20 protein-coding genes and 1 pseudogene are annotated in these 24,301 nt (G+C 48.0%); 9 read left to right on the top strand and 12 right to left on the bottom strand.

Annotated elements, in window-relative coordinates:
- Positions 1 to 15: 15 nt before the first annotated feature.
- Both AZ66_RS32415 and AZ66_RS05760 read right to left on the bottom strand, forming a co-directional pair.
- On the bottom strand, positions 16 to 339 hold the full coding sequence (locus tag AZ66_RS32415; RefSeq protein WP_231586746.1) for a glycosyltransferase: 324 nt from the start codon (positions 337 to 339) through the stop codon (positions 16 to 18).
- A complete protein-coding gene (locus AZ66_RS05760; protein WP_231586745.1) occupies positions 293 to 1,126 on the bottom strand; it encodes a glycosyltransferase in 834 nt (277 codons plus the stop codon). The genes AZ66_RS32415 and AZ66_RS05760 overlap by 47 nt, the downstream gene beginning before the upstream one ends.
- Before the next feature lie 154 nt (positions 1,127 to 1,280).
- On the opposite strand from AZ66_RS05760, the gene AZ66_RS05755 reads away from it, so the two are divergent.
- Entirely contained in the window at positions 1,281 to 2,456 is a 1,176-nt protein-coding gene (locus AZ66_RS05755) for a glycosyltransferase (RefSeq protein ID WP_044353971.1), read from the top strand.
- 25 nt (positions 2,457 to 2,481) lie between these two features.
- Here the strand turns inward: AZ66_RS05755 and AZ66_RS05750 are convergent, their stop codons facing one another.
- From AZ66_RS05750 to AZ66_RS05740, 3 genes are read right to left on the bottom strand one after another with little or no spacing between them, the layout of a single operon-like run.
- A complete protein-coding gene (locus tag AZ66_RS05750) occupies positions 2,482 to 4,173 on the bottom strand; it encodes a DUF4214 domain-containing protein (RefSeq protein ID WP_044353970.1) in 1,692 nt (563 codons plus the stop codon).
- Positions 4,174 to 4,204: 31 nt separating this feature from the next.
- Complete coding sequence (locus tag AZ66_RS05745; protein ID WP_044353969.1) at positions 4,205 to 5,311, bottom strand: DegT/DnrJ/EryC1/StrS family aminotransferase; 1,107 nt, start codon at positions 5,309 to 5,311, stop codon at positions 4,205 to 4,207.
- 40 nt (positions 5,312 to 5,351) lie between these two features.
- Positions 5,352 to 5,999 carry an acetyltransferase gene (locus AZ66_RS05740; protein ID WP_082061471.1) on the bottom strand — a complete coding sequence of 216 codons (648 nt, stop codon included), beginning with the start codon at positions 5,997 to 5,999 and terminating at the stop codon, positions 5,352 to 5,354.
- Positions 6,000 to 6,099: 100 nt separating this feature from the next.
- On the opposite strand from AZ66_RS05740, the gene AZ66_RS05735 reads away from it, so the two are divergent.
- Positions 6,100 to 6,372, top strand: a complete 273-nt coding sequence (locus AZ66_RS05735; protein WP_156159911.1) for a hypothetical protein — start codon at positions 6,100 to 6,102, stop codon at positions 6,370 to 6,372.
- A 29-nt stretch (positions 6,373 to 6,401) separates the two neighbouring features.
- Here the strand turns inward: AZ66_RS05735 and AZ66_RS05730 are convergent, their stop codons facing one another.
- A complete protein-coding gene (locus AZ66_RS05730) occupies positions 6,402 to 7,493 on the bottom strand; it encodes a glycosyltransferase family 61 protein (RefSeq protein WP_044353967.1) in 1,092 nt (363 codons plus the stop codon).
- A 220-nt stretch (positions 7,494 to 7,713) separates the two neighbouring features.
- On the opposite strand from AZ66_RS05730, the gene AZ66_RS05725 reads away from it, so the two are divergent.
- The 3 genes from AZ66_RS05725 (at position 7,714) to AZ66_RS05715 (ending at position 10,311) form a co-directional block, all read left to right on the top strand.
- Positions 7,714 to 8,331 carry a CmcI family methyltransferase gene (locus AZ66_RS05725; protein ID WP_044353966.1) on the top strand — a complete coding sequence of 206 codons (618 nt, stop codon included), beginning with the start codon at positions 7,714 to 7,716 and terminating at the stop codon, positions 8,329 to 8,331.
- 128 nt (positions 8,332 to 8,459) lie between these two features.
- The gene (gene leuB, locus AZ66_RS05720) at positions 8,460 to 9,539 is read left to right on the top strand and encodes a 3-isopropylmalate dehydrogenase (protein ID WP_044353965.1); all 1,080 of its coding nucleotides are present in this window, start codon (positions 8,460 to 8,462) and stop codon (positions 9,537 to 9,539) included.
- 226 nt (positions 9,540 to 9,765) lie between these two features.
- On the top strand, positions 9,766 to 10,311 hold the full coding sequence (locus tag AZ66_RS05715) for a peroxiredoxin (RefSeq protein ID WP_021262059.1): 546 nt from the start codon (positions 9,766 to 9,768) through the stop codon (positions 10,309 to 10,311).
- 139 nt (positions 10,312 to 10,450) lie between these two features.
- Here AZ66_RS05715 and AZ66_RS05710 read toward each other — a convergent pair whose 3' ends face one another.
- The 5 genes from AZ66_RS05710 to AZ66_RS05690 form a co-directional block, all read right to left on the bottom strand.
- Positions 10,451 to 12,445 (bottom strand): glycoside hydrolase family 15 protein, encoded by a 1,995-nt coding sequence (locus AZ66_RS05710; protein ID WP_044353964.1) that lies wholly within the window; start codon positions 12,443 to 12,445, stop codon positions 10,451 to 10,453.
- Between the two features lie 4 nt (positions 12,446 to 12,449).
- A complete protein-coding gene (locus AZ66_RS05705; RefSeq protein ID WP_021262057.1) occupies positions 12,450 to 14,879 on the bottom strand; it encodes a sugar phosphate nucleotidyltransferase in 2,430 nt (809 codons plus the stop codon).
- A complete protein-coding gene (locus AZ66_RS05700) occupies positions 14,876 to 17,839 on the bottom strand; it encodes a 1,4-alpha-glucan branching protein domain-containing protein (RefSeq protein WP_052648408.1) in 2,964 nt (987 codons plus the stop codon). The genes AZ66_RS05705 and AZ66_RS05700 overlap by 4 nt, the downstream gene beginning before the upstream one ends.
- Positions 17,836 to 18,381 (bottom strand): DUF4912 domain-containing protein, encoded by a 546-nt coding sequence (locus AZ66_RS05695; protein WP_197081656.1) that lies wholly within the window; start codon positions 18,379 to 18,381, stop codon positions 17,836 to 17,838. The genes AZ66_RS05700 and AZ66_RS05695 overlap by 4 nt, the downstream gene beginning before the upstream one ends.
- A gap of 136 nt (positions 18,382 to 18,517) precedes the next feature.
- On the bottom strand, positions 18,518 to 18,751 hold the full coding sequence (locus tag AZ66_RS05690) for a KTSC domain-containing protein (RefSeq protein ID WP_021262054.1): 234 nt from the start codon (positions 18,749 to 18,751) through the stop codon (positions 18,518 to 18,520).
- Positions 18,752 to 18,931: 180 nt separating this feature from the next.
- On the opposite strand from AZ66_RS05690, the gene AZ66_RS05685 reads away from it, so the two are divergent.
- The 3 genes from AZ66_RS05685 to AZ66_RS05675 all read left to right on the top strand — a co-directional run bounded on the left by AZ66_RS05685 (position 18,932) and on the right by AZ66_RS05675 (position 22,666).
- Positions 18,932 to 19,339 (top strand): hypothetical protein, encoded by a 408-nt coding sequence (locus AZ66_RS05685; RefSeq protein ID WP_021254519.1) that lies wholly within the window; start codon positions 18,932 to 18,934, stop codon positions 19,337 to 19,339.
- Between the two features lie 347 nt (positions 19,340 to 19,686).
- Entirely contained in the window at positions 19,687 to 21,027 is a 1,341-nt protein-coding gene (locus AZ66_RS05680; RefSeq protein WP_442950272.1) for an ATP-binding protein, read from the top strand.
- Positions 21,028 to 21,160: 133 nt separating this feature from the next.
- On the top strand, positions 21,161 to 22,666 hold the full coding sequence (locus AZ66_RS05675; protein ID WP_044353961.1) for a leucyl aminopeptidase: 1,506 nt from the start codon (positions 21,161 to 21,163) through the stop codon (positions 22,664 to 22,666).
- 189 nt (positions 22,667 to 22,855) lie between these two features.
- Here AZ66_RS05675 and AZ66_RS05670 read toward each other — a convergent pair whose 3' ends face one another.
- Positions 22,856 to 23,860 (bottom strand): DMT family transporter, encoded by a 1,005-nt coding sequence (locus tag AZ66_RS05670; RefSeq protein WP_021262051.1) that lies wholly within the window; start codon positions 23,858 to 23,860, stop codon positions 22,856 to 22,858.
- A gap of 203 nt (positions 23,861 to 24,063) precedes the next feature.
- Here AZ66_RS05670 and AZ66_RS05665 point away from each other — a divergent pair.
- Positions 24,064 to 24,279: pseudogene (locus AZ66_RS05665) on the top strand (LysR family transcriptional regulator); the annotation flags it as partial.
- Between the last annotated feature and the right edge of the window lie 22 nt (positions 24,280 to 24,301).

Below are 24,301 nucleotides of genomic sequence, written 5' to 3'. Positions count from 1 at the left end.
TGTGGGCTTCACCTTCTAGGGAAAGGTGAGGCCCGTTGTACGTGATAGGGCAGAAATGAGATCTTGAGCTGCCTTATCAGGAGAAAAGTGAGTGAGCGTATGGTGCATAGCAATTTGGCCCTTGTTAGACGCTTCTGCATAATTGGTTACGACATGTCGCATCTGGCTGCGCAGCGCGTCTACAGATGCCTCGGCCCACAGCTGATCACGCTGGTATCCTTGATAATAAGGCTGAGGCCTTACGGGTATGAGTTGATAGGGGATTAAGTAACTGTTATATTCATTTAAGAAATCAAGATGTCCACCCCAGCCGGTTACAATGACGGGCACTCCTCTCATAGCGGACTTCCAATACGGGATAGCCAACACCCTCTCCACGGCTCGGCAGTACAAATGCGTGACTGCTTCGATATAAGGCATCCATCTCCATCTCGCTGCGCAGTTCTAAATCAATATAGACCTGAGCAGGTTGATGTGTCAGCTGCAGTTCTCTCTTCCAATGCTCCAACATGTGATATACATCTGCAGTACCTGCTGTCTTAATAACGAGACATACCGGATCAGCCGCGGTAAATTCACTCCAGAAGGCTTTGAGCAAGATGTCGATTCCTTTGCGATCGATCCAAGAACATACGGACAAAAATCGGAATGGCGGTAAATGATTCACGTACTGGGGTGTATGCTCTGGTGAAGGAGGACGATAGGGTTCGGAGAGACAGGGCCGGACGTAATGCAGTGGTACGTTAACGCCGGATTGGCGGAATACATTGATATTATGGATGCTAGGCAGCAGTACGCCGCTCATCTGATTCGCCTGTGTAATCCAATTGTCTGGTATCTTCGACGTTTCCCAGTAAGTAAATCCGAATGAAGGCCGAAGCTTTCTTTGCCAGAGATCTGGGATGTAGTGGTATACACTAACACGCTGGCCAGCGCTGCGACGCTTTCTTAGCAAGTGTTCCAGTACAGATCGTTGCTCTGGGGGAAGTCCTACTTGCGATAGTCCTTGATAGGTTTCAAGGCTTACATCTACTCCGGCAGCATGCAATGCGAGTACATATTCTCTGGTTGCCTTGGCATAACCAGTGGAATCGAATACAGTGCCATGCCATCTTATTTGCGCCATTCTAATGTTCCCCTCCAATCTAACTATCGTCATTTTACTCTCAAGTATGCTTCATGCGTCACGGCTACTCCCACGAATCTTAGTGCGGAATGCAGCATAAGGATTAACTGATTGGCTGCATGCAACGAGATGCTGCTCTGAGGGAGTGTGGAACATGAGGATAATGATATGGTGCGCAAATTTAATATCAGCGGGAGGCGGAGCAAGATTATTATCCAATATGCTGCCTGCGATGGCTCGGCAGGTGGATATCGATCTCGTACGTTTAGTCATTGCACCTGACACGAAGTTCAAGGAAAGAATCGATACAGCGAGCTACCCGAATATCGACATTGTGTATTTTAACGGAAGCATTCAATCGCCAGAAGCGAGGGTGCTGTTAGCAGATTGCCATGTTGTGTATTTCTTCTGGCCGCATGGGCCTGCTTATGTGAAGGTGGATCTTCCGACAATATGCACCTTTCATGATGCGACTGTCTTTGATTTTGTACCGCCCTATGTGTCAGGCGCCGTTATTGAGCAGGCTTGGCGGGAAGCGAAGGAATGGCTCAGTAACATGACCTCGATTGTCGTGTCCTCGCGCCATGTCCAGACTAGACTGCTCCATCATTTCGGAGAGGTAGGAAACAGTGCGACTATTATTCCACACGCGATACTGCCAGCAGACCCGATAAGTCAACCCGTGAACGATATCGTGAGTCCTGATGTGGCCGTCCGTCTCCCACCGCAATATGTGGTATACCCGAGCAATATATCTCCGCACAAAAATCACTATAATCTGCTGTTGGGATATTCCCGGTGCACCGCAGCTGGCAAAGTCCCGCTCGTGCTGTTTGGTCATCATACAGAATTGCTGCGAGTTGTCCCGCCACAATGGCCGGAACAGATGTATGTGCCTACGCTGATTTCCTTATTAGCAAGGACAGGACTTCGCTTAGATGCAGACATCTATCCACTGGGATTCATTCATGACTCGAACGTGATTCCTCTGGTTCGCAACGCCCAAGCACTTATTATGCCTAGCATGTCGGAGGGAGGAGGAAGCTACCCCGTAGAAGAAGCGCTGCGTCTAGGCGTACCGGTGCTGTGCTCGGATATTCCTGTGATGAGGGAGCATATGGCAAGACATAGCGCGGAGATCATCTGGTTCGATCCAGAATCCCCTGATTCCATAGCCCAAGCACTGAATTTATTTTTTGCACAGTCCAGTCATTACAAATCGTCCGCTATGCAAGGCATGAATGATCCAACAGACACGTGGGATTATATTGCAAGCCAATATATTCATGTTTTCCGCGTTGCCTATTTGAAATATTACGGCATGATATAGGGTTGAAATGCTGCAAACAGGGGATTTAGACAGGGTTCGAAATGACATGTTGGAGAAGGGCGTAGTATTCGTTCGCAACATCCGGCCAGCCTCGCTGCATAGCTGCACGAGTCACTTCCTGTTGTCTTGGCACTAAGGTGTGCCGATATACCCAGAGAGCGCGAAGACTGGCTTCGATCTGGTCTACGGAGTAGGGATTGAAGGCCAGGAAGGCGCTCATATCGGGAATAATCTCGTTTGTCACCTCTAAATTGGCTGCAGCGACAGGCGTTCCTACCGTTAATGATTCAAGAATAGGGAACGGACAGCTGCCTTCAAACAAGGTAGGCACGATAGTGCCTACTGCATATTTGTAGAGGGAAGGCAGGTCGGAGGTAGGAATTCTGCCGATGAACATGAGACTGTTTACAATCTCAGGGTCTTGTACATGCTGCAGCATGCGCATAACATCGGCTTCTTTTGGACTGCTTGACAATTGATCAGTGAAGACGAGTCGCAAATGCGAATGGTATCCGTCTATCGTTAATCGGAATTGAATAAATGCGGCAAGGAGCCGCTCGAAATTCTTGTGAAGGCGAAGCACGGTTGGAAATACGATATATTCATGATGAAGCTGATATTTCGCTCTGAAATGCTGCTGATCCATAAATGAAAAGGTTTGATACTCGTCACTAGGTGGAGCAAGTCGGATGACATGCGTTTTGTGTGCAGGCAGCCCGGCAATTCCTCTTGCATGGTGAGTTCGTACATAATTTGAGTTCGATACAACCGCAGCGGCTTTATGCAAAATATAATAGCCATTTCGATCCACACGGTGACAAAATTCTGGGTAGGTGGAGAAATAAAGGTCTTTAAACTGATGATGAACAAGATCATGCAGACATAAAATATACGGCTTCTTTAAAAACATGGCCAAATCAAGCGAGATAATGGGGACGATCCATATTTCAGCGGGTACATTCGTATTGAAATGCTCTACATTATTGGAATGGTGGATATGAATTCTGCCCGGAAACATTGGTTTTAACGGTGAGAAAGACTGTTCTGCATCGGCGTGATTATAGCCAGTAGCAGCAATATGAATGTGCACGTGTGGAAAGTTGGACAACATGCCTCTCGTAAGCCGGTAGAGGAAGCGGCCAATTCCTTCACCATCCATGGCAAGCGGGTGCGGATAAGCTAAGAAAATCCCGATATGCTGAACCGTTCGCGGGGACGCCGTCAGGATGGAATAAGGGTTAGGCTCCGATTTCAATGGTAGCTGCGGATGCGCAAGCAAGTGTTGAAATTCTGTGCTGTTCAAAAACTGCCGAAGCATTAGTTTCTTGCTATGTTTGGCCATTAATCCCTTTAGATGACCTTGCAAGCCCAGTGAGTCTGGATTGCGGCATAACAGTTCATCATATAAGGAATGGATGAAGAAAAAAGGCTCCGCGGCGTAAAAACGCCGAATGAGACTAGCAGCGGTAGTAGCTTCAGTAGGAATAAAGCTTGTAGGGGGTCTCAGGTAGTTCTGCTCTGCCTCCTCACTGCACATGACTTGCTCAATAATACTTAGTTTGGTCTGCCGAGAAGTCAACAGTCTCATATAGTGCTGGTATTCTATCGCTCCCGGTTCGCGGTTAAGGAGCTGTCGAAACAACTCGGCGATGAATTGTTGACCATCCTGCCTCCAGATTGCTTGTATAAAATGGATGAGTCGATATTGCAGATCCAATAATGTCTCCTCCTAACAGCTCATTTGTTCGTCACAGTATATCTTGCAAGGATTGGCAGATATACTGAATGTCCTGTTTGGTTAATTCGCCATGGCTGGGAAGATTCATGCCTTGCGATGCAATTCGGTTGGCGATTGGATATTCTTCATACAGCTGGCCATCGCGATAAGGAGGCAGTATGTGCATCGGATAGAAGAATGGTCGGGTTTCAATTCCTTGCTCCTTCAACTGCTGCATGACATGATCTCGCTGCTGCTCGGAATAGCCGTTCAGCACAATACTGAACATCCAGAATACATTTTTGGCCCATATTCGTTGTACAGGCAGTGTCAGCCGGCTGTCGTGCTGCAAGTAATCATAATAATGCATCGCTACTCGGATTCGCTCTCGAATATGCCACTCAACCTTCTCCAATTGGGCGCATCCGATGGCAGCTTGAATGTTCGTCATTCGATAGTTGTAACCGATGACCGGATGCCAGTACTTTTTGTTCTTATCTATTCCTTGGCCTCGCAGCAATCTTATTTTCTCCGCAATGGCTTCGTTGTTTGTCGTGACAATGCCGCCTTCTCCGGTCGTAATGACTTTATTGCCGAACAGGCTGAATGTTGCCGTATGTCCCAGCGCTCCTGCCATTCTCCCTTTGTATTGAGCCCCAATCGCCTCAGCAGCATCTTCAATGACAAACAGATCATATTTGTGAGCAAGCTCCATGATTGGATCCATGTCGGCGGGATGTCCATACAGATGTACCGCGATAATGCCCTTCGTACGGGAAGTGATTTTTTGCTCGATTGCTCGAATGTCCATGTTCCATGTATCGGCTTCAATGTCAACGAATACAGGTACTGCACCACAATACGTAACTGCATTCGCAGTCGCAACGAACGTTAAGGTAGGCACGATAACTTCGTCACCCGGCTCGACTCCATGAGCAAGCAGGGCAAGATGCAGGGCTGTTGTTCCATTGCTGCAGGCGATTGCATGCTTCGATTGGCAGAAGGCAGCGAATTGCTGCTCGAATTGATCCAGATATGGGCCGTTGGAAGAGATCCACGTCGTATTCAAACAATCCAGAACATATTTCGTTTCATTTCCATTCAAGACAGGGGTTGCTATAGGGTAGTATTTGTTCATGTTATTTCCCTCCAACATTCATGTCTGCAATTAGCTCGATTTAAATGTGAATCTGCTTAATGACGCGAGCTGGAACCCCAACAGCAACACAGGATTCTGGAATATGGCGAATGGCAACAGAACCAGCCCCCAAAATAGACCATGCCCCAATGGTAACCCCGTCGATTACTTTGGAGCCTGTGCCGAGAAAGCTTCCTTCTTTTACATGTACATTCCCAGAAAGTGTGGTGCCAGGAGCAATATGACACGCTCGCTCTATCACGGATTCATGATCGATCGAGGCACCTGTGTTAATGACTGCGTAGTGATGGACTTGAGCATCTGCATTTATGACCGCGTTGTGCATGATCGCAATTCCTGATCCTAATTGTGAAGAGGGGGCTACATAAGCGAATGGACTAATGGCATTGACCAGGGTAAAGCCCAGTTTCTCGACTTGAACGGCTATTTTGAAACGCAGCTTATTGTCTCCGATTGCTACAAAGGCATGGTGTATGTCAGCCGCGAATAATGCTGGCAAGATAGAATCATCGCCTAATATGGGAACCCCCATAATCTGCTGTTTCTCCGATTTGTCTGTACATCCAACGATCTCTATCGATGAATCATGCTGCAAAATATCGATAATCACTTTTGCATGTCCGCCTGCACCAACAATTACAGTTTTTTCTTGCTTGACACGAAACATTTCCTCCTGACCACTGTGTCTGTACTGATACATTATGATGATTGTGAGAGGGACGACTTAGGCATAACAAATGATTGCGTCTAAAATGGGTGAAATGTGGATGACCTACGGTAAGAGGAGGAAGTGGCGAATAGAGGTCTTCTACAATAATTTATCTCTGCAAAATGAAAAAGCCGGGCGTATATCCCAGCTAATTCTAGAGTCTGCATACGTTGACTCCTATTATCTATTAGTGATCAGAATTGCAATACAGGCAGCAGGCTTAGGAGGAAGCTATACGCTAACATATGACTTTATCATATTCGACTGGGGGAGGCGGTTTGATTCACTAGAAGCAATCATCGAGAACCTCGTAAGGTACAAGCTCTATTGAGTGTAGTCTTTTCTTGAAAGTTGTTCGGATCAATGGATTCCAGCCAGATGAAGCACGTGCCGCAGCTTATTTAGATCCACATACAAATTATCGGCACCTCCGACTAGCTTTGCAGGGTACTCAATGTCGCAGATGATTTCATAGTAGTCAAGCCCTGCATGATTGCTTATTTTCCAAAAGTAATCGTCCGTAACGGTCTGCGGCGTCATTTCAATGACCTTCGTTCCGGGATTGCAGAAGGCAAAGTTAATATTCCCGCTCCCGAAGGGGGCGACGACTGCTTGAGCAGAAGAGTATATCGCGATCTTCTCAGCAGTGGTTAGCGGAGTAAGCACAATTTTGGTAAATCCTTTGGAATGCAACAGTTCCAGCACCTCGTCTTCATTGATTACGTAGCGAGCGAAAGCATCCTGTCTAGTGATGTAAATTCGTTCATACCCGCTGATAGGCTGAACCGGATGGTTATCTTTCAGTTGTCTCCGTATATATTCATATGCCCAGCGAGGACTTTTGCCTGTCATCCACGGTACTGCCGGGACAAGAAGTCTCTCGGCCATGATATGGAATTCATTTCGTTCGGCCTGAATAAGCCGCTCAAGCGGGATACCCAGCATGTCCAGCGATTCATATTGGAAGGAATGGGTCAGCTTGCCGATGACGTACTTATCGATGTGGACACCGCTTTGATGTAGTAGGTGAAATCGTGGCAAAATGTCAAAAAACCAATGTCCGAAAATGGCTTGTGTGAACACCACCTCTGGAATATTCCACCCCCATACGACAGTACCAACCGTACCTGGATGGTAGACGGGTGGAGGAAGTGACAACATGTCATAGGGATAAAAATATTCGACATCGAGCAAGCGTTTGTTATCCGGTGTGATGACATAGCAGTTCCCCGTAGCAAGGCGGCCGGATGGCACGGTAGCTACGAAGGCTTCCTCATAGTAGCATGCTGTCGGCCATCTCATAGGATCGAATCCCTTTGTTGGTCGTAGTGCGAGCGTCTCTTGCGGGTGAATCACTTTGTAAATCGCTTCGATTGGAATTCGGTGTTCATTCGCATAGGAAATCGCCCACTCTTTGGTTCGGCCATAGTATTGATCGGGGATGGTATACATCTCATCTTCCCTCCCTATGAAAGACTTGTTTCTTGCTAGTTATTTCATTCTATGGCTCTCTCGAATGAGAAGAGACGGCAGATCATGACATGGAAAAGTACAATTCTGCTGAGTTTATATAAGAATCCTAGATTAGATTCGTATTCCTATCACATTTCCTTTTCCGTATTCATATATTGAAATCGTACATCTACATGTCTGTGCATAAGGAGATGATGATTTGAATTCTACCGTTGCTGATTTTACCTCTCATTATTATGATAGTCTTGTATGGATGAACACATATTGGATGGGACAACACATTTATAAATGCCCGTTGGATTTATTTCTATATCAAGAAATATTATTTCGGGTTAAGCCAGATGTTATCGTTGAATGTGGAACCAACCTTGGCGGAAGTGCTTTGTTTTTAGCACATATGTGTGATTTGCTAGGATCGGGAAAGGTAATTACGATTGATATTGTGGAAATAGCACGCCCACAACATGAGAGAATTACGTATCTATTAGGGGATTCGATCTCACCAGAGATCGTCTCTCAAGTGAAACAACAAATTTCTCCTGAAGATGTAGTGTTAGTCATACTAGATTCGGAGCATACGGAAGAGCATGTATTTCAAGAACTCTCTTTATATAACCAGTTAGTAACCAAAGGCAGTTATCTAATCGTCGAGGACACTCTGGTTAACGGCCATCCGATAATACCTGCATTCGGACCAGGGCCGATGGAGGCGGTTCAAAAATTCCTATTGGAAAATGATCAATTTAACATTGATAGCAACCAGCATAAATTTTTCCTGACCTTCAATCCGAAGGGGTATTTGCTTAAAGTCAAATAATGCAAAGATCGACATGGAAGATCCTTTAATAGTTTTTACCTATAAAAACAATAGCTTTTATATCTTAGTCAACCTCGTTCATTTGTGATACAACAGGAATAACATTACTTGAACGAGGAGTGGCAGACATGGCAGAAGTGAAGAAGATAGCGATTGTTGCTGGCGATGGAATCGGACCGGAAGTTGTAAGAGAAGCGGAGAAGGTATTGAAGCGTACGGAGGAACTTTTCGAATATGCGTTCGAGACGAGTCATGGACTGTTCGGGGGAGTCGCGATAGACGAGAAGGGAACGCCGCTGCCTGAGGAGACGCTGGCTCTATGCAAGGACGCAGATGCGGTTCTGTTAGGAGCAGTTGGAGGGCCGAAGTGGGACAACAATCCGAAGGAGCTTCGTCCTGAGACTGGACTGCTTGGCATCCGCAAGGCTCTCGGTTTATTCTCTAATATTCGTCCTGCAGTCGTATTTGACTGTTTGAAGGATGCATCCACATTGAAGCCTGAAGTGCTTGAAGGTACGGATCTAATTGTCGTACGTGAACTGACAGGCGGGATATACTTCGGAGAGAAGTTCCGCCGCGAGGGCGAACATGGACAGGAAGCCGTTGATACTTGCGTCTACAATGTACAGGAAGTCGAGCGCATTGTACGCCAAGCATTCGAGGTTGCTCAGAAGCGCCGCAAGAAGCTGGCTTCGGTAGATAAGGCGAACGTGCTTGAGACTTCGCGCTTGTGGAGAGAGACGGTGAACCGCGTTGCACCTGAATATCCAGATGTGGAGCTGGAGCATGTATTGGTGGATAACTGCGCGATGCAACTGCTGCGTCGTCCGGCTAGCTTCGACGTTATCGTCACCGAGAACATGTTCGGTGATATCTTAAGTGACGAAGCAGCCATGCTCACTGGTTCTATCGGCATGCTGTCCTCTGCTTCCTTAGGGGAAGGCAGCTTCGGTCTGTACGAGCCCGTACATGGTTCGGCGCCGGATATTGCAGGGCAAGGAATTGCGAATCCAATTGCGACCATTCTGTCGGTTGCTCTCATGTTCCGATTGACATTCGGCTATGAAGATGCGGCACAATCCATTGAAGATGCAGTGAAGGAAGTGCTGGATAGCGGGCATCGGACAGGTGATATCGCTACAGATAAGTCTAAGGCGATCGGAACGGAAGCAATGGGCGATCTGATTGTGGCAGCAATGACAAAATAATGGATGATGATAAGGCCAACTCATAGAAGGATGAGTTGGCCTTTGCTTTGTTGCCAGTCATTTTGGACAGACATTCATGGGAATGATCAGCTCTATATGATGACAATAGCTCCAGTAAATCGATGATTGCATGCAGGTTGGTTTGGGGCGTGTCATTTTTGAATCGAACGGGTAGAATGATATAATAAATGACACCAATTCAGTTAGTACTTAGGAGGAATTTAGCTTGGCAGAACGTTTGGTAGGCAGACCTGCTCCAGAATTCAATATGGAAACTGCAAAGGGTGACGGACAAGGATTTGGAGCAGCATCTTTGTCGGATTACCGGGAGAAATGGCTCGTATTTTTCTTTTACCCGCTCGATTTCACATTTGTATGCCCGACCGAGATAACGGCATTGAGTGAAGCTGCGGAAGAGTTCAAAGCATTGAACACGGAAATCTTAGGGGTATCCGTTGATTCCATCCACAGCCACAAAGCATGGATCAATACACCAAGAGAGCTGAATGGTCTTGGCAAAATCAACTTCCCGCTTGCCTCCGATATTACGAAGAATGTTGCACGCGACTATGGCGTCTTAATGGAAGAGGACGGCATTGCACTGCGTGGCCTGTTCATTATTGATCCAGAGGGCGAATTGAAATATCAAGTCGTGAACCATAACAATGTAGGGCGCAGCGTAGAGGAGACGCTTCGTGTGTTGCAGGCGCTGCAGTCCGGCGGATTGTGCCCAATCAATTGGAAGCCGGGCGATAAGAACTTGAACGCCTAGACGGTCTGCCACTTGGTATATAGCAAGGCAAATGAAAGGAAAGCCCCGCAGAAATCTGCGGGGCTTATTCGTGTATGAAAGAGAGATATCGATCAACAGCTAGAGGGAATCGAAATGAGAGGTTATTCAAGCTCAAAGTTCAAGCTAAACCGGCTGCGGCTGCTTCCAATTGTTTGTATTTCTCAATATACTTCAGAACGGTATGAATGTATGTTGCATGTGACCAAGTTAAGGGTGCAACGGACAGTGGAGAACCATCAAATGGATCCAGCTGCTCAGGAAGCAATCCGCTTGCCAGACTGTGTGCTTCCACCCAGCGCAAGGTGTCATGTGCGGCTTGCAGTTCCTTCAGATTGGAGGCGGTAGCGATGTCATGGGCTGCGAACCAGAGGGTACATATAATCCACGGATTGCCAGGAGCAAGGCTCGGATCAGTGCTGCGCTGGAAGTAGTAGTCTCGCCAGTAGCGCGCAATCCCTCCAGTCTGGCTGCGAATGGACAGCTTGCTCTTCAATACGCGAACGGTTGACAGCACCCGCTCATCGTCAGCAGGAAGTACACCGAACATATAAATGGCTAGAATACTGCTCTCGGGCGTACAATCCTGAGCCCATTTCCCTTCTTTCCGGTACAGTCCACGTACGAAGCATCCGGCTTCTTCATTCCATAGATGGGCAAGCATCGCCGTCTTGATTTCCTCTGCGGCGCTGCGGAAGCGGTCAGCTCGTTCCTCATCCCCGAACAGAGATGCGAAGTTGGAAGCGGCCACTAAGCCACTGTAAACAGCTGAAGCGGTGAAGGTGAATATTCCATACCGCTCCTCCCATAGATCATAGCTGGGCAGGGGGAGCTTCAATTCGGGATCGCGGTAGTGAATCATGAACTTGGCAGCCTTGCGGATCAAGGATTGATAGAGTGATTGAGGGAGCTCAATGTCACGGTGATGTTCGTAATATCTCCACAGTGCCCACAGCACAAGTCCGGTCTCGTCCTCTTGGATCGGCAGTTGCGATTTGCCGTCGCGCAGATAGGGATGCCAGCTGGAACCGACGGTGCCGTCAGGATTATACTTGTGCAGCAAGTATCCTTCCGCAGTCAGCGCATCAGCACAGAAGCGGAAGAAGGGGGCTGTCATCCCATGGTATCCCGCAGCGGACATCGCTTCCGCGACAAGTGCGCCATCCCGAGGCCACATGTAGCTGTAATGATCCCGATTGAATTGCATAATGTCCGTATCATTCGCTGCAATGATTGCCCCGTTCACGTCTGTCTGCGTGCGGATGATAAGCAGGCTGAGCTTAAATAGGCGTATCAGCTCGGGTTCCAGATCGACGAAATCAAGCTGGCGCTGATTCGACCAACGTTTCCAGTAGGTACTGACACGCTGGATCAGTTGTGCAGGGCCGCTGTCTCGTACATATCGATCAAGTTGTTTCACCTCATCAAGCCGATTACCAACACTGAGCCAATAATAGCTCTCCCGATTGTCTGAGCCGGGGACGATCGTGCGCAAGCAGATCGTGCTGTCAACAGAGCCTTGGGCGATAGGATTTCCCATTAGATGCCCATCCTCTGCGTCCTTCCACGTTCCCTCTGCCTGATGAAATCGCTTGATGCCTGTCGTGTATTGGTGTATGCCTGCTATTTCACCATGATGCTGGGTGATGCAGCCATTGAACATGAAGTAGCGATCTTTTTTGTAATGAAATAACGTGCCATTGTCAGGGTAATATCCTGCTGTATCGCCAACTTCCGTTTCATTGATGGACAGATCCTGATGGAAAAATAAGCGTACTTCACGTGGGTTGGGATCACCATTCGAGATGACAATCCGCTTCAAGTAGATCGAATCCCGCTGATGAACGGCATCATTCATATGAAGTACAATACCAAGCCCTTCGTGTTCGGCGGTTACATCGGTAACAAGTGAATCTTCTTGATAAGCCAGGCGAATATTCCATTCTGGATCACCTAGCCAGCTGAATTGACCTTCCACCCATACCCCGAGACGGCTGGGATAGCCGGCTGTATGATTCAGTTGACCAACATACGGATAATAGACATCCCTTACATAGGCGTGCTCGTCAAGGTTCACGAGAAATTTGCCATTTCCGACGACTAGATGGCGCGGCACGTCATCACTTCCTTAACGGGGACTGTGTCTGGGTTAACCGTCCTGCATATTCATGAGCTAGAATTCGCGCTTTGGTCATACTGTCTGCTTGTGAAATAACGCGGAACAAAGGTTCTTCTTGATCCGGCTGAATAAGAATGGATCCTTCAGGCGTCTCAATCTTAATTCCATCTAGAAATTCAGCGCGATAGGAGGACTGGCGAACCCACTCGGTCATTTCGCGCATGACACTGCCTTTGTCAGAACGGGGGCAGGTCACTTCTTCAATGGCTGTATGCAGGGCTGGAATATCCGCAACAAGTCCGTTCAGCGACTGTCCGGTGTCTGCCATGAGCTGCAAAATCAGACTAATCGCATATAAGCGATGTGCCGCAGGCAACAAGGCGATGCCGCTCGTGGCTTCCATCTGGGAGCGAAGCGGCTCCTGCGTCCGTACGACCCTTACCCCGCTGCGACTGACAATTTGCTCTGCTGTAACAGGAGCGCTGATCGGCACCCCGATGCTCGCGTTGACGCCCGTTTGGACAAGCGCCTGCAGCAGTAGCGGAAGAAGATGATTATGATGCATGCTTGTGCCGTCACTCATATAGATGCGAAACCCTTCATCTTCGGTCAGCATAATGCCCATGTCAGCCTGAACATTTCGGATATGCTCAATAACGGCAGCTGGGGATGGCACATCAGATTGGGTATGAAGCAGGATGCCGCCGGTCAGAGAAGACCATTGTTGAACGAGTGCCGCTTCTGCACCTGAGCTCTGAACGATGAGCTTGAAGCTTGCAGATTGAATCAGATTGAAGTCAATGGCCTTGGATAGTGTTGTGAAATAGGAGGTTATCGCGTGTTCATCGCTTCTTCTGCGCCCCATATATTCGATTGGTGTTCGTGCAAAGTCTTCTTGGAAGTAGGCATTTTCGATCTTACGCTCCAAGCCTTTCGCGAATGGCATTCCTCTTGCATCCATCCAGCTCATCACCATTTGTTCGAACTTGGCATCTTCATTAGCGGACAGCACCTTGAAATGAATGCCACCATCGGCCTTCAGTGTGGTAACAGCATGCCGCAAGCATTCCAGCGGAGCGTCTCCGATATCAATGATATGAATGCCCTGTGATTGAAGTCCTGCTGCACAGGCATTCTTCATAATGGTGTCAAAAGGATGGGAAGATGCAGCCAGAACAATAGATGATTCCCGATTGAGAATCGATCCATAAGCACAGGCCAGCTTGCCGATAAATTCTGGGGTCAGCTCGCTATTCGGACTTCCGCATATTTTGCTGCCCTTGAACAGTGAGGCAGCTGCATTGCCCCAGATGAGCGTAGCATTCACGATGCTATGCGCTTCAACCTCTTTGTTCGGCCACAGTTTAACTTGAGAACGGATATGGGATTTATCGCCGATCGTACAGCCGCTTCCAATAACGGCGCCTTCTTGAATGTGTACATCACTGCCGATGTTCGTGCGGTGGAGCAGGATCGCATCTTCAATGTCGCAGTGCTTGGCAACGCGGTTTCCGTTCCACAAGATGGAGCGCGTAAGTGAGCTGTGCGGGAACACAATATTGCCGGAGCCGAGAATGGTATATGGTCCGATCGAGCAGGATGGGTGGAGGATCGAATCTGATCCGATATAGGCAGGTCCGCTCAGTCTAATACGGGAAGGGAGCCTTACGCCTGACTCTACGAATAGACCTGGCATCGGTTCTGCTGCTTGAATGTGCACATCTACGCGGCGATCGAGCATGTCGAATTGAGTCTGCCGATATTGCTGTAAGTTTCCAATATCTGACCAGTAGCCGGAAGCAGTATATCCGTATAGTCGCTGCTGTTCTTGAAGCAGTCTTGGGAAGAGATGCAGACTGAAGTCATAGCTTTCCCGCTCCGGAATCCAATCTAATATTTCTGGCTCCAATACATAGATGCCAGTATTGACGGTGTCGCTGAATATTTCTCCATAACTAGGCTTCTCAAGGAAGCGGGAGACTCGGCCCTCTTCATCGGTCATGACCACCCCATATTCGAGAGGCAAGCTTACTTGCGTCAGTACCATCGTAGCGATTGCCTGCTTCTCCTTATGATAGTGGATGGCCTGACGCAGATTGAAGTCGGTCAAGGCATCGCCGCTGATGACGATGAACGATTCGTTAAGGAAGGACTCAGCATTCTTAATGCTGCCTGCCGTGCCGAGAGGGGCATCCTCCTCGAAATAATGCAGCTGCACGCCATATTTGGAGCCGTCACCGAAATGGTTGCGAATCACATCGGGCAAATATTGTACGGTAACGGCGATTTGATGAATGTCGTACCTCTTCAACAATTCAATAATGTATTCCATGCACGGACGATTCAATAGGGGAACCATTGGCTTGGGTGTGCCTAGTGTCAACGGGCGAAGCCGTGTACCTTTGCCGCCTGCCATAATCACTGCCTTCATCGAGCGATCACTCCTTCATATACTTGTCTCGTTGACACTGCTATCGTATTCCAGTCGTAGTGAGCTCGAACCTTCTGTTGTGCTTTTGCAGCCATTTGAGCAGCTTGCTCAGGATGGAGGAGGAGATCCGTTACATGCCATGCTAACGATTCAATATGACCTGGGAGTGCTTTGTATCCATCTACAGCATGATCAATGATTTCGGCGAGTCCACCCGTGTCTGATACGACAACAGGTGTTCCGAACCGCATTGCTTCAAGCGCAACGATTCCGAAGGGTTCATATAGACTGGGGAATACACATACCGATGAGGCTGCAATCCACGCATCCCGTGCCTCATCCTGTACAAATCCAGCGAAGAGGATATGTTCTTGCAGTCCTAACTGTGCGGCCTGAGCCTCTAATTGCTGTCTCATGGGTCCAGTACCGGCGATAATCAGCTTCGCTTGTGGAACAGACTGTATAATAAGTGGCATTGCCTCAATGAGAATATGGATGCCCTTCTCATAGACAAGGCGGCCGACATAGAATAGAAGTTGGGAATCTACTAGATCAGTGTGATGTTCTAGGTTGTTGATCGAACCAGATTGTATAGCTGTGTCAATCGCGTCAACCCCATTTGGGATCATAGTAACGCGCTGCCGTGTAAGAGCGAACAGAGATGCGACCTCCTGAACCATGGCATGGCTGCACACAATGGTATGGTCGGCCTCTGCTGTCAAGCTTGCTTCCATGTCATGGATTCGCTGCTGAAGCTCGCCGTGCAGTCGGCCATGATTGCGGCCATGCTCGGTGGCATGAATGGTAGCGACCAGTGGCCAATGGTAAGTCTGCTTCAAGTCTGCTGCGGCAGGGTAGACAAGCCAATCATGGGCGTGCATGAGGTCAAAGGTCAGACCGGCATCTACGAGATCATCAACGAGTGATGAAATGGCAGCATTCATATGGAACACCCAATCCATGAACTCTAGTGGAGCGGCTGTCTGTATAAGTGGTACACGATAGACGTGAACCCCATCCATTAGCTCATAGTCAGGTGCGCCTGGCACTTCGCGAGTGACTACATGAATTTCGCATTGCTTCTTGCTTAAATGGCGGGAGAGATCATATACAGCTCGTGACAGCCCGCCTACAACGAGCGGCGGGAACTCCCAAGCTATCATTAAGATGCGTTTGCTGGAACGATATTGTGGATGATGTGCCAAGATAGGCTGAGGACAGTTGAATGGTATAGTTCGTTTGGTAGGGGGATAGGCTGTATTGAATTGGTCCATTCGCTCGATTGAAAGCCTAGCTCTGCTGGTTAGAAGCCGATAATCAACTGTAGGGAAGCAAGGGTATTCTCCCTCCATCCGCTCGACAATTACTTGGTCGTATACGCCCCGCTCAATCATGTCCAACAGGTAGTGGCATCGCTCCAGATGCTGGGTCGTTCGGATCCCAGCATACTCGGTCACCGTCCCTGCATCAACAATGAATGCCCAATCGCTGCTCGCTGCGAGCATCCATTCGGTGATAGCTTGATTAATAATGCGCTCTTGCATGTCATGGAAGCTTGAAGGGGCCTCCTTATCGATATGGGATACAGTGTGCAGTATTCGATCTTCCGTCTCATGAAGACGGGGGTAGATCCAGTCATTTCCCTGTTGCAGCCAGACATCCGCATATCCGCCGCGTCCCCAACTACAGAACGATAATTGGGCCTTTTCCTGTTTGGGGTATCGCGATAGGTAATCACTTGGTGATACGAACTCAATGCGCTGTGTATGATGGCGGGTTCGTTCCGACTGCTCTCGGAATAATGCTTCTATCCATAGCGGGCCTTCGAACCACCAATGTCCGAATAGTTCCGCATCATAGGGGCTAATGGCGATCGGAAGGCGATCCCCATCTACCTGAGCCGCTTCAAGTTGAAGTTCTCTGTTGTTCAAGAAGTGACGTGCGTGTTCCCTAGCTTTGTGCAGGGCCCATTCTGGACGATATGGTTCTTTAGGAACGTCATGTACTCCGGTAATTCGATAATATTTGAGTCCTGTATTGATTCGTGCTTCATTATCCAGCAGGTGAGGACGAATATAATCCCATTCATCTGCACTGTTCCAGCCAAGATCGTAGCCGATGTCCCGATAATATTCTCGATAATCATGGTCACCCGGATACCCTTCGTGCGTGCTCCATACTTGTCTTGAGGAATCTGGATCGCGTGCGAAGGCGAAGACCCCTCCTCCTGTATCGATAGGAGCATAATGCATGGCTGTTGGCTGCGGCATTGCATTGACGAATCCATGGTGATCGACAATAAAATATTGAATCCCGCATTCCTGGAGAAGCGGGCTAAGTTCTGGTGCGTAGGCGCACTCTGGCAGCCAGATTCCGTTAGGCCGTCTGCCGAGCAGCCGCTCGTGTTCCCGCATCCCCACCTCAATTTGCAGGTAAGCTAGGGATGGCTGCTTAATTAGAGGGAGGAAGGCATGGGTTGCAGCACATGTAATGCATTCCAAGTTCCCTTTTTGGACATAATGCCGATATCCATTAATGACATTGCCTTCGAGCCGAGCGTAGATGGACTTCAATTGATGCCACCGTTCCACATACATTGCAGCGACGTCCTGCAGGTCATTGCGGCCTGCCAATCTCTTTACTTCGGATTCAGCTAAGTCAATTGAACGCTGCAAGTGGGATTCGAACCGTACTTTCATTTCCGCATCGTCCATCATGGACAGCAAAGTCGGGGTTAACGTCATCGTTAGACGAAACGGAATATTGTCTTTCTCAAGCTGGCCGAAGGTATGAAGCAGAGGGAGGTACGTCTCCAACATTGCTTCGAAAAACCAGCGTTCTTCCAATGTGCGCTGTACATGCGGGTGGCGCACATAAGGCAAATGTGCATGCAGAACGAGGGATACTAAACCTTGCGTGTGCATGCTTGGATGAGAGCTTACTGGGACAAATGCGTTCATTCACAAACTCCTTCTCGATTTTCGTATAACGTATAAGATGAGAATGATGGAAATGGCGATCCAGCTTCTGTTTGTTCCAAATGTATGGCTTGTAAGGCACCCATTTGCTCAGGGAATTCGCCATATGATTGCAAGTAGGGGGTATGAACGAATGTTGAACGTGCAAGTGGTACAAAGGATTGCGATGCCGGAATGATCCCATAATCAGCTATGTATGAACGATTCGGCTTAACAGGATGCAGATATACGGAGCTCTCATGCGATTCCACGGGATGCAGCAATACTTGGTTAGATGCGCCTAGCTTGCAGTGAGGAAAATCGGCACGCGGTACTTCATACAGCTGAATCGCTTTGGTCATTTCGTTCCAGCCCATTCGATAGTGTCGCTCTACGGCTGCTTGTGTGCGTGGTGTGATGAACCAATAGGCGAATAAGGTAAAGGGGTCTTTAAGTAATAATTGCAAGGCAGAATGTTGACGATAGGATGATGGCGTCCGTGCATCGGCAGCAGGAATAAGCGCTCCTCCTTTCCTGGAAATCACTTCATGCTTCAACCTATACTATCCATGCAATCGGTGTTTCATGTCTGTTCCTTTTATGAATATTTGAAAAAGGGATTGGAACCTTTGAAAATGAAAATGCTTTTACATTTGATTTCAAACTTGGAAAAATTGACGCTCATACATGTTCATGACGCTTCTTCAAGCTTGCATTTAACAGGCCTTCCGAAAGTTTCATGACATCATCGTATTGATTGTCAGAATGCATTAACTGCTCGAACCAGCTCGACGATATGGATGAAAATGCGTCTTGCTTCCCATCTGCATAGTGCACAACTAATTTGAGGTTTGATTCGTCGTAATGTACGTATTGAATTTGCTTCGAGGCGATGAACAGTACATTTGATTTCATAAGTATGCCTCCCGCTTCTTTGTATTATTTACATCTATATGCCCATGGGCACACAGTTATACGCGGGGAGCTTAAGGTAGGACGTTTGAAGGAAGTTTTATCAGAATTAAAGGAATTATTAGAGGGGCTATCGAATACACTACAATAATCTTAGCTTACCGCAGAGCGAGGAGGGAGAACATGAGCTTTTGTTGTGGAGCAAGCATGATCGGGACAACGGGTACCCTGCAGCATTATCGAACACGCATTCATAATGTTCCCCTGCTGCTGTGTCCGGTCTGTCATCGCATCGAAGTCCATTACTTAGTTGAAAGCGAATACGAAATACTGGCGGAATATTCATCAGATGACGGTGCTGAAGAAATTGACTTCCGTGACTATGTACACACGGATGATGAAGGTATGTTCGAGAACTGCATTAATCAAGAGCATGATGATCCACTAGAGCTAGTGAAGACACAAATCGATAATGCGCTTGATTTACTTGCATTGGCCAAGCAGTGGAAAGATACACAATGGGAAGCGGAGCTGAAGCGTCGATTGGCCCTAATGAGTCGTCGCAGAGCGAAGCTGCTGAAGCAGAAATAGAAGCTGTCTGTCATATAGGATAGAGGAAGAGGCGGCGGCCGATCGTCAAACAGCGTGCTCCGAGGCGCGCTCATCGTAGGGCGATAGGCGCATGGCGCCTCTTTGTCGTGCAATGAGGCGGGCATTTTAGCTTACTTTTAAGGGAAATGAGCTTATTTGTCCATTTTCGACATTATCTAGTGTTGACGATTTTGCCAAAAGTTTACTATGATGAAGCTGTTGGGACGAACCTGGATACGGTTACCGTACAAATGAGGTGAGCCACATTGACCACGGACTGCAAGTATCAAGTGCGAAGTGAGAATGAGTGGATTCAAAGATATTGTAGAGGGCTATGGAACTACATTATGAACGGGGACGAGAAGGAGTTGCATGTAGCGAGGGAATTAGCCATGGAGCTACATTCACTGGAGCTGCAGCAGGATCTTCTTAGATTGCACGAGGATGCAATGTTCACTGTTCTGGCCCATGTTGACTGGAATGATGGGGTCAAGGCATTTCATCGTTCGTTCCGATATTTCTTAGAGTGGATGATAGCTATAAAGACAGAAGAGAGAGGCAAGGAGGGGATTGCAGTGGCGCTGAACCCGATACGTGAGCCTTGGATTCAGTCCGCACAAGCTTTATTTTCCACCAAGAGCGTTCGTGACAAATACGAGAATGTGCTTCAGCATATGGATAGCGGAATCGTATTATTTGATTGCAGTGGCGTACTGTCTTTCATTAATGTGGAGACGGCCAAGCTGCTGGATGTACCACGCAAAGCACTTGTAGGTTGTTCCTTACGTGAAATGCTTTTTCATCCTTTACTCAAAAGGGACAAGCGTAAAATGCTCCTACGTCTATATAAAGATACTATCCTCCAAAGAAAGCGCTATCACGAATTCTCCGATCGTCTGGATCGACATTATCTTGTCACCGTCACCTACGGGGATCAGATGGATGGCGATTATTTATTTAGCATTAAAGATGTATCTGACTTCAAGCGCATCGAACAAACGGCATATCAAAATGACAAGCTCGCTATTCTTGGTAAAATCGCCGCAGCTATTGCGCATGAAATACGCAACCCATTAACCTCGATTCGCGGCTTCATTCAATTGCTCAGGCCGCATCTGATGCAGCTTGGCAAGGAAGAGTACGCGAAGATTATTCTCGCAGAAATTGATCGCGCCAATGATATCATCTTTGAATTTCTGAATTCCTCCAAACCATCAGCTCCTATGACCTCAGAAGTTCCTGTCTCATCCCTTCTACGAGAGGTTGTTCTCCTGACCGAAAGCGATGCTGTTATGAAAGGCTGCGAGATTGAATTGGTCGACAACTCCGCTTCGGGTTCATTATTTGTATCCATTGATGTGAAACAGATTAAGCAGGTTATATTGAATATGATACGCAATGCGATTGATGCGATTGATGATGTGGCCGCTGTACGGAAAGGGCATATCCGCATCGTGACAGAGCGGGACGGTCGATTCGCGAAGATACATATTCGGGACAACGGAAGAGGGATGTCCCTGAAGACGATGGAGCGCTTATTCGATCCATTCTTCACAACGAAGGCCGATGGTACTGGACTCGGGTTGTCTGTCAGTTATCGAATTATTAAAAATCACGGCGGGTTAATTGAGGTAGACAGCCAAGAGGGAGAATGGACGCTGTTTACGATTCGATTGCCGCTCGCATAAATACTTGTAAGGGCAAGAAGCCTCACCAACGCAGCCGATGTCTGCCGTTATGAAGCCACAACGATCAGGGTTGTGGTACAATAAGGGAGACATTGGCATTCATCATTTTTTAATACAAAGGAATGATCACATTATGAAACTAGCAAATGCAATATGGATGAATGATGTACAAATTCAAGCTCAAGCACTTGCATCTGCTCAGATTGAGGCAGACGCTGTTGTAGTAATTGGTACAAAAGCTGAATTCGAGAATGCATCTGGATTCCCAGGTGCCGGAGCTTGTGCGGCAGCGGTTCGCAGCGGATTGTTCGAGGCAGAATGCTGCAAGGCTTATGTAGTAGCTACAGGCGAAGAGAAGGCTCCTGTTCTGATTGCAGTAGGACGCAAGGAAGAAGCATTGACAGAGAAGCAACTACGTCTTAGCCTTGCTGAGGCTGCTCGTGTAGCGGTGAAGCATCGCCTGAGCCGTGTAGCGGTTATCGTACCGGAACAGCTTGTACAGGCTGATGCGGCAGCAGCGCAATCGTTCGCGCATATGATGGTGGAAGGCTTCCTCTTGGGGGCTTATCAGCGCGTTACTTATAAGAAAGATGCGAAGCCAGCTCATACCTTTGCATCCCTGAACCTGTACGCAGCGGAACTGGCGACAGAAGCATGGAACGAAGGCATTAAGACGGGACAGGCTTATGCGCTCGGTACAACGTATGCGCGCGACCTGACGAACTTGCCAGGGAATGTGCTTGTTCCTAGCACGCTTGCTGAGCAAGCGTTGGAACTAGCTGAACAGTTCGGCTTCGAAGCTCATGTACTCGATGAGAAGCAAATTGAAGAGAAGGGCATGGGTGGTCTGCTTGGCGTAGGCAAAGGCAGTGTGAATCCTCCACGCATGATCGTTCTGAAATACCAAGGCACGGATGAGTGGACAGATGTATACGGTATCGTCGGCAAGGGGATTACGTTCGATACAGGCGGTATTTCCTTGAAGCGTGCTGCGAATATGGATGAAATGATCTGCGATATGGGCGGGGCAGCAGCAATGCTCGGCACGATGTCCGTAATTGGTCGTCTTCGTCCACAGAAGAACGTGATCTGCGTAATTGCTTCGGCGGAAAATATGCCTGCTGGCAATGCGTTGAAGCCAGGTGATGTAATTACATCCTACAGCGGACGCACCATTGAAGTGCTCAATACAGATGCAGAAGGACGCCTTGTACTGGCTGATGGCATGACGTATGCGAAGGAGCTTGGCGCAAGCAAGCTGATCGATGCAGCAACGTTGACTGGTGCTGTTGGGGTCGCACTTGGTTCGATTACAACAGGTGTTGTAACGAATGATGATGCTTTCTATGATACGTTCAAAGCAGCTGCATCCCGCACGAACGAACTCGTATGGCAGCTTCCTTCCAATCAAGAGTATTGGGATATGCTGAAGAGCGACGTTGCGGATCTACGCAATGCTATTCCAGGTGGAGCAGGAACGATTACAGCTGGCTTGTTCGTGGGAACATTCGCTGACGAATTGCCTTGGATTCACTTGGATATTGCAGGAACTGCATTCCTAACATCCAGCCGTGGCGTTGATCCGAAGGGTGGAACTGGAGTTATGGTTCGGACAATTGCTGAGACAATTCTGTCGTAATTTATCATTATCGTCAGTTGAAGGTGCATCGCTTGCGCGGTGCACTTTTTTATTGGTTCGTGGTACCTTTCATAAGGAAACTCAGATGAAGTTCGTGGGCTGCAAAAAAGCAAGGAAACAGTGTTTGCCGTATCCTTGCTTTTTGTGTGTATTTGATGAATTAGGATGTATATATGGTAAAGGAATGGGTTAACCAGTTGGTGCATGGGAACGCTTCTTCGGAAGACGGCTTCGCAATTCGGCTGTTGATTTGGCTGTCTTAGTCTCCGTCTCTTGCGATGCACGGCGGCTCAACAGATTGTTCACGATTAGAGCGCTGACGATAAGCAGTGTGCCGAACCACTCTGCAGAAGATACCTCATAACCCTGTATGACGGAGATAATGAACGTCGTTGCAGGCACGAAGTTAATGAACAGCATGCCATTAATCGGCTTCAACAATTGAACCCCTTGAATCCAGCTCAGCAAGGCGAGCAGTCCAGCTACGAGAATCATGAAGCTCATCTCCGGCGCAATCGATACAACCGCACTCACAGATGGAGCATCGACGATGCCTAGAGCAGTCATGACGAGAACGATGGCCAGTGTTGTAAATCCGCCGTACAGCGAGCTCAAGGTAGAGAATCGAAGCGCAGACCATCCAGCGAACTGTCCGCTGCTAACGGTGTAAATGACCCAACCTGTAATCCCTGCAAATACAGACAAGAGTGGAAGCAGCTTCAGTCCTCCATTTGCAAGGGAGTGAAGATCGCCTTTCGTCACGACGAAAACAACTCCAATAAATGCGGTGATCACACAAGCAAGTGTTGACAACTTTGGCATTTTTCGCGTTACGAGCCATACGAACAGTACAGCCAGCATCGGCATGAACGATTCCATGATGGAGGCGAGCAAAACTCCTGATTTGCCGAGCTGCTGTTGTCCCCAGAATACGCCGAAGTTATAAATAGTGAACCCGAACAGACCAAGCAGCCATATTTTGAAGGTTTGTCCCTTTGTATTGAATGCTGCCCTGCCTTCCTTGAACAATAACAGTGCAGCTAGTAATAGGCCGACGATACTGTATCGAATTCCGGAGAACCAGAACGGATCGATATGATGCAGCGCGCTCTCGGCAATCGGGAACATTGCTCCCCATGCTACTGCTGCAAAGAGGCAAAACATAGCTCCCTGCCAAAAATGTTTCTTACTCATGATGCCACTCACTCCCACTCCACACGATGCCAAGCGTTATCTGTATCTGTAATAGAGATTGCTTAACAATTCCGTTTATAGTAACGTTCGATAACAACTGAAATTCATATTATGACTTTTCTGATATCTTGTAAAATAATTGAAAGTGATTTAAGATATCACTAATAATGATAGCTAACATAAGGTGTGAAGGAGTTAATAGGATGGACTTGAGTGACATTCATATTTTCATGTCCGTCGTTGAGCATGGAAGTGTCAGCCGTGCGGCTGAAGAGATGGGGTATGTGCAGTCGAACGTAACGGCTCGCATCCGTGCATTGGAGCAGGAAGTTGGGCATCCGCTGTTTCACCGCCATCGCAGGGGCATGACCTTGAATGCGGAAGGCCGCAAGCTGCTCTATTATGCAGAGCGGATGTCAAGTGCTCATGAGTGAAATGAGG

Origin of the sequence: Paenibacillus sp. E194, assembly GCF_000935845.1 — a bacterium.
Taxonomy (GTDB): Bacteria; Bacillota; Bacilli; order Paenibacillales; family Paenibacillaceae; genus Paenibacillus_B; species Paenibacillus_B alvei_B.
Note: the sequence above shows the minus strand (reverse complement) of the source record. Positions and strands in the feature narration are given on the sequence as shown.

Excerpts from the sequence above, each read along its gene's own strand:
- leuB (WP_044353965.1), top strand. The coding sequence starts at position 8,460 with ATGGCAGAAGTGAAGAAGATAGCGATTGTTGCTGGCGATGGAATCGGA.
- AZ66_RS32415 (WP_231586746.1), bottom strand. The coding sequence starts at position 339 with ATGAGAGGAGTGCCCGTCATTGTAACCGGCTGGGGTGGACATCTTGAT.
- AZ66_RS05690 (WP_021262054.1), bottom strand. The coding sequence starts at position 18,751 with ATGAAATCAAATGTACTGTTCATCGCCTCGAAGCAAATTCAATACGTA.
- AZ66_RS05755 (WP_044353971.1), top strand. The coding sequence starts at position 1,281 with ATGAGGATAATGATATGGTGCGCAAATTTAATATCAGCGGGAGGCGGA.
- AZ66_RS05745 (WP_044353969.1), bottom strand. The coding sequence starts at position 5,311 with ATGAACAAATACTACCCTATAGCAACCCCTGTCTTGAATGGAAATGAA.
- AZ66_RS05705 (WP_021262057.1), bottom strand. The coding sequence starts at position 14,879 with ATGAAGGCAGTGATTATGGCAGGCGGCAAAGGTACACGGCTTCGCCCG.
- AZ66_RS05685 (WP_021254519.1), top strand. The coding sequence starts at position 18,932 with ATGAGCTTTTGTTGTGGAGCAAGCATGATCGGGACAACGGGTACCCTG.
- AZ66_RS05700 (WP_052648408.1), bottom strand. The coding sequence starts at position 17,839 with ATGAACGCATTTGTCCCAGTAAGCTCTCATCCAAGCATGCACACGCAA.
- AZ66_RS05760 (WP_231586745.1), bottom strand. The coding sequence starts at position 1,126 with ATGGCGCAAATAAGATGGCATGGCACTGTATTCGATTCCACTGGTTAT.
- AZ66_RS05670 (WP_021262051.1), bottom strand. The coding sequence starts at position 23,860 with ATGAGTAAGAAACATTTTTGGCAGGGAGCTATGTTTTGCCTCTTTGCA.
- AZ66_RS05735 (WP_156159911.1), top strand. The coding sequence starts at position 6,100 with ATGACCTACGGTAAGAGGAGGAAGTGGCGAATAGAGGTCTTCTACAAT.
- AZ66_RS05675 (WP_044353961.1), top strand. The coding sequence starts at position 21,161 with ATGAAACTAGCAAATGCAATATGGATGAATGATGTACAAATTCAAGCT.
- AZ66_RS05730 (WP_044353967.1), bottom strand. The coding sequence starts at position 7,493 with ATGTATACCATCCCCGATCAATACTATGGCCGAACCAAAGAGTGGGCG.
- AZ66_RS05680 (WP_442950272.1), top strand. The coding sequence starts at position 19,687 with ATGAACGGGGACGAGAAGGAGTTGCATGTAGCGAGGGAATTAGCCATG.
- AZ66_RS05740 (WP_082061471.1), bottom strand. The coding sequence starts at position 5,999 with ATGTTTCGTGTCAAGCAAGAAAAAACTGTAATTGTTGGTGCAGGCGGA.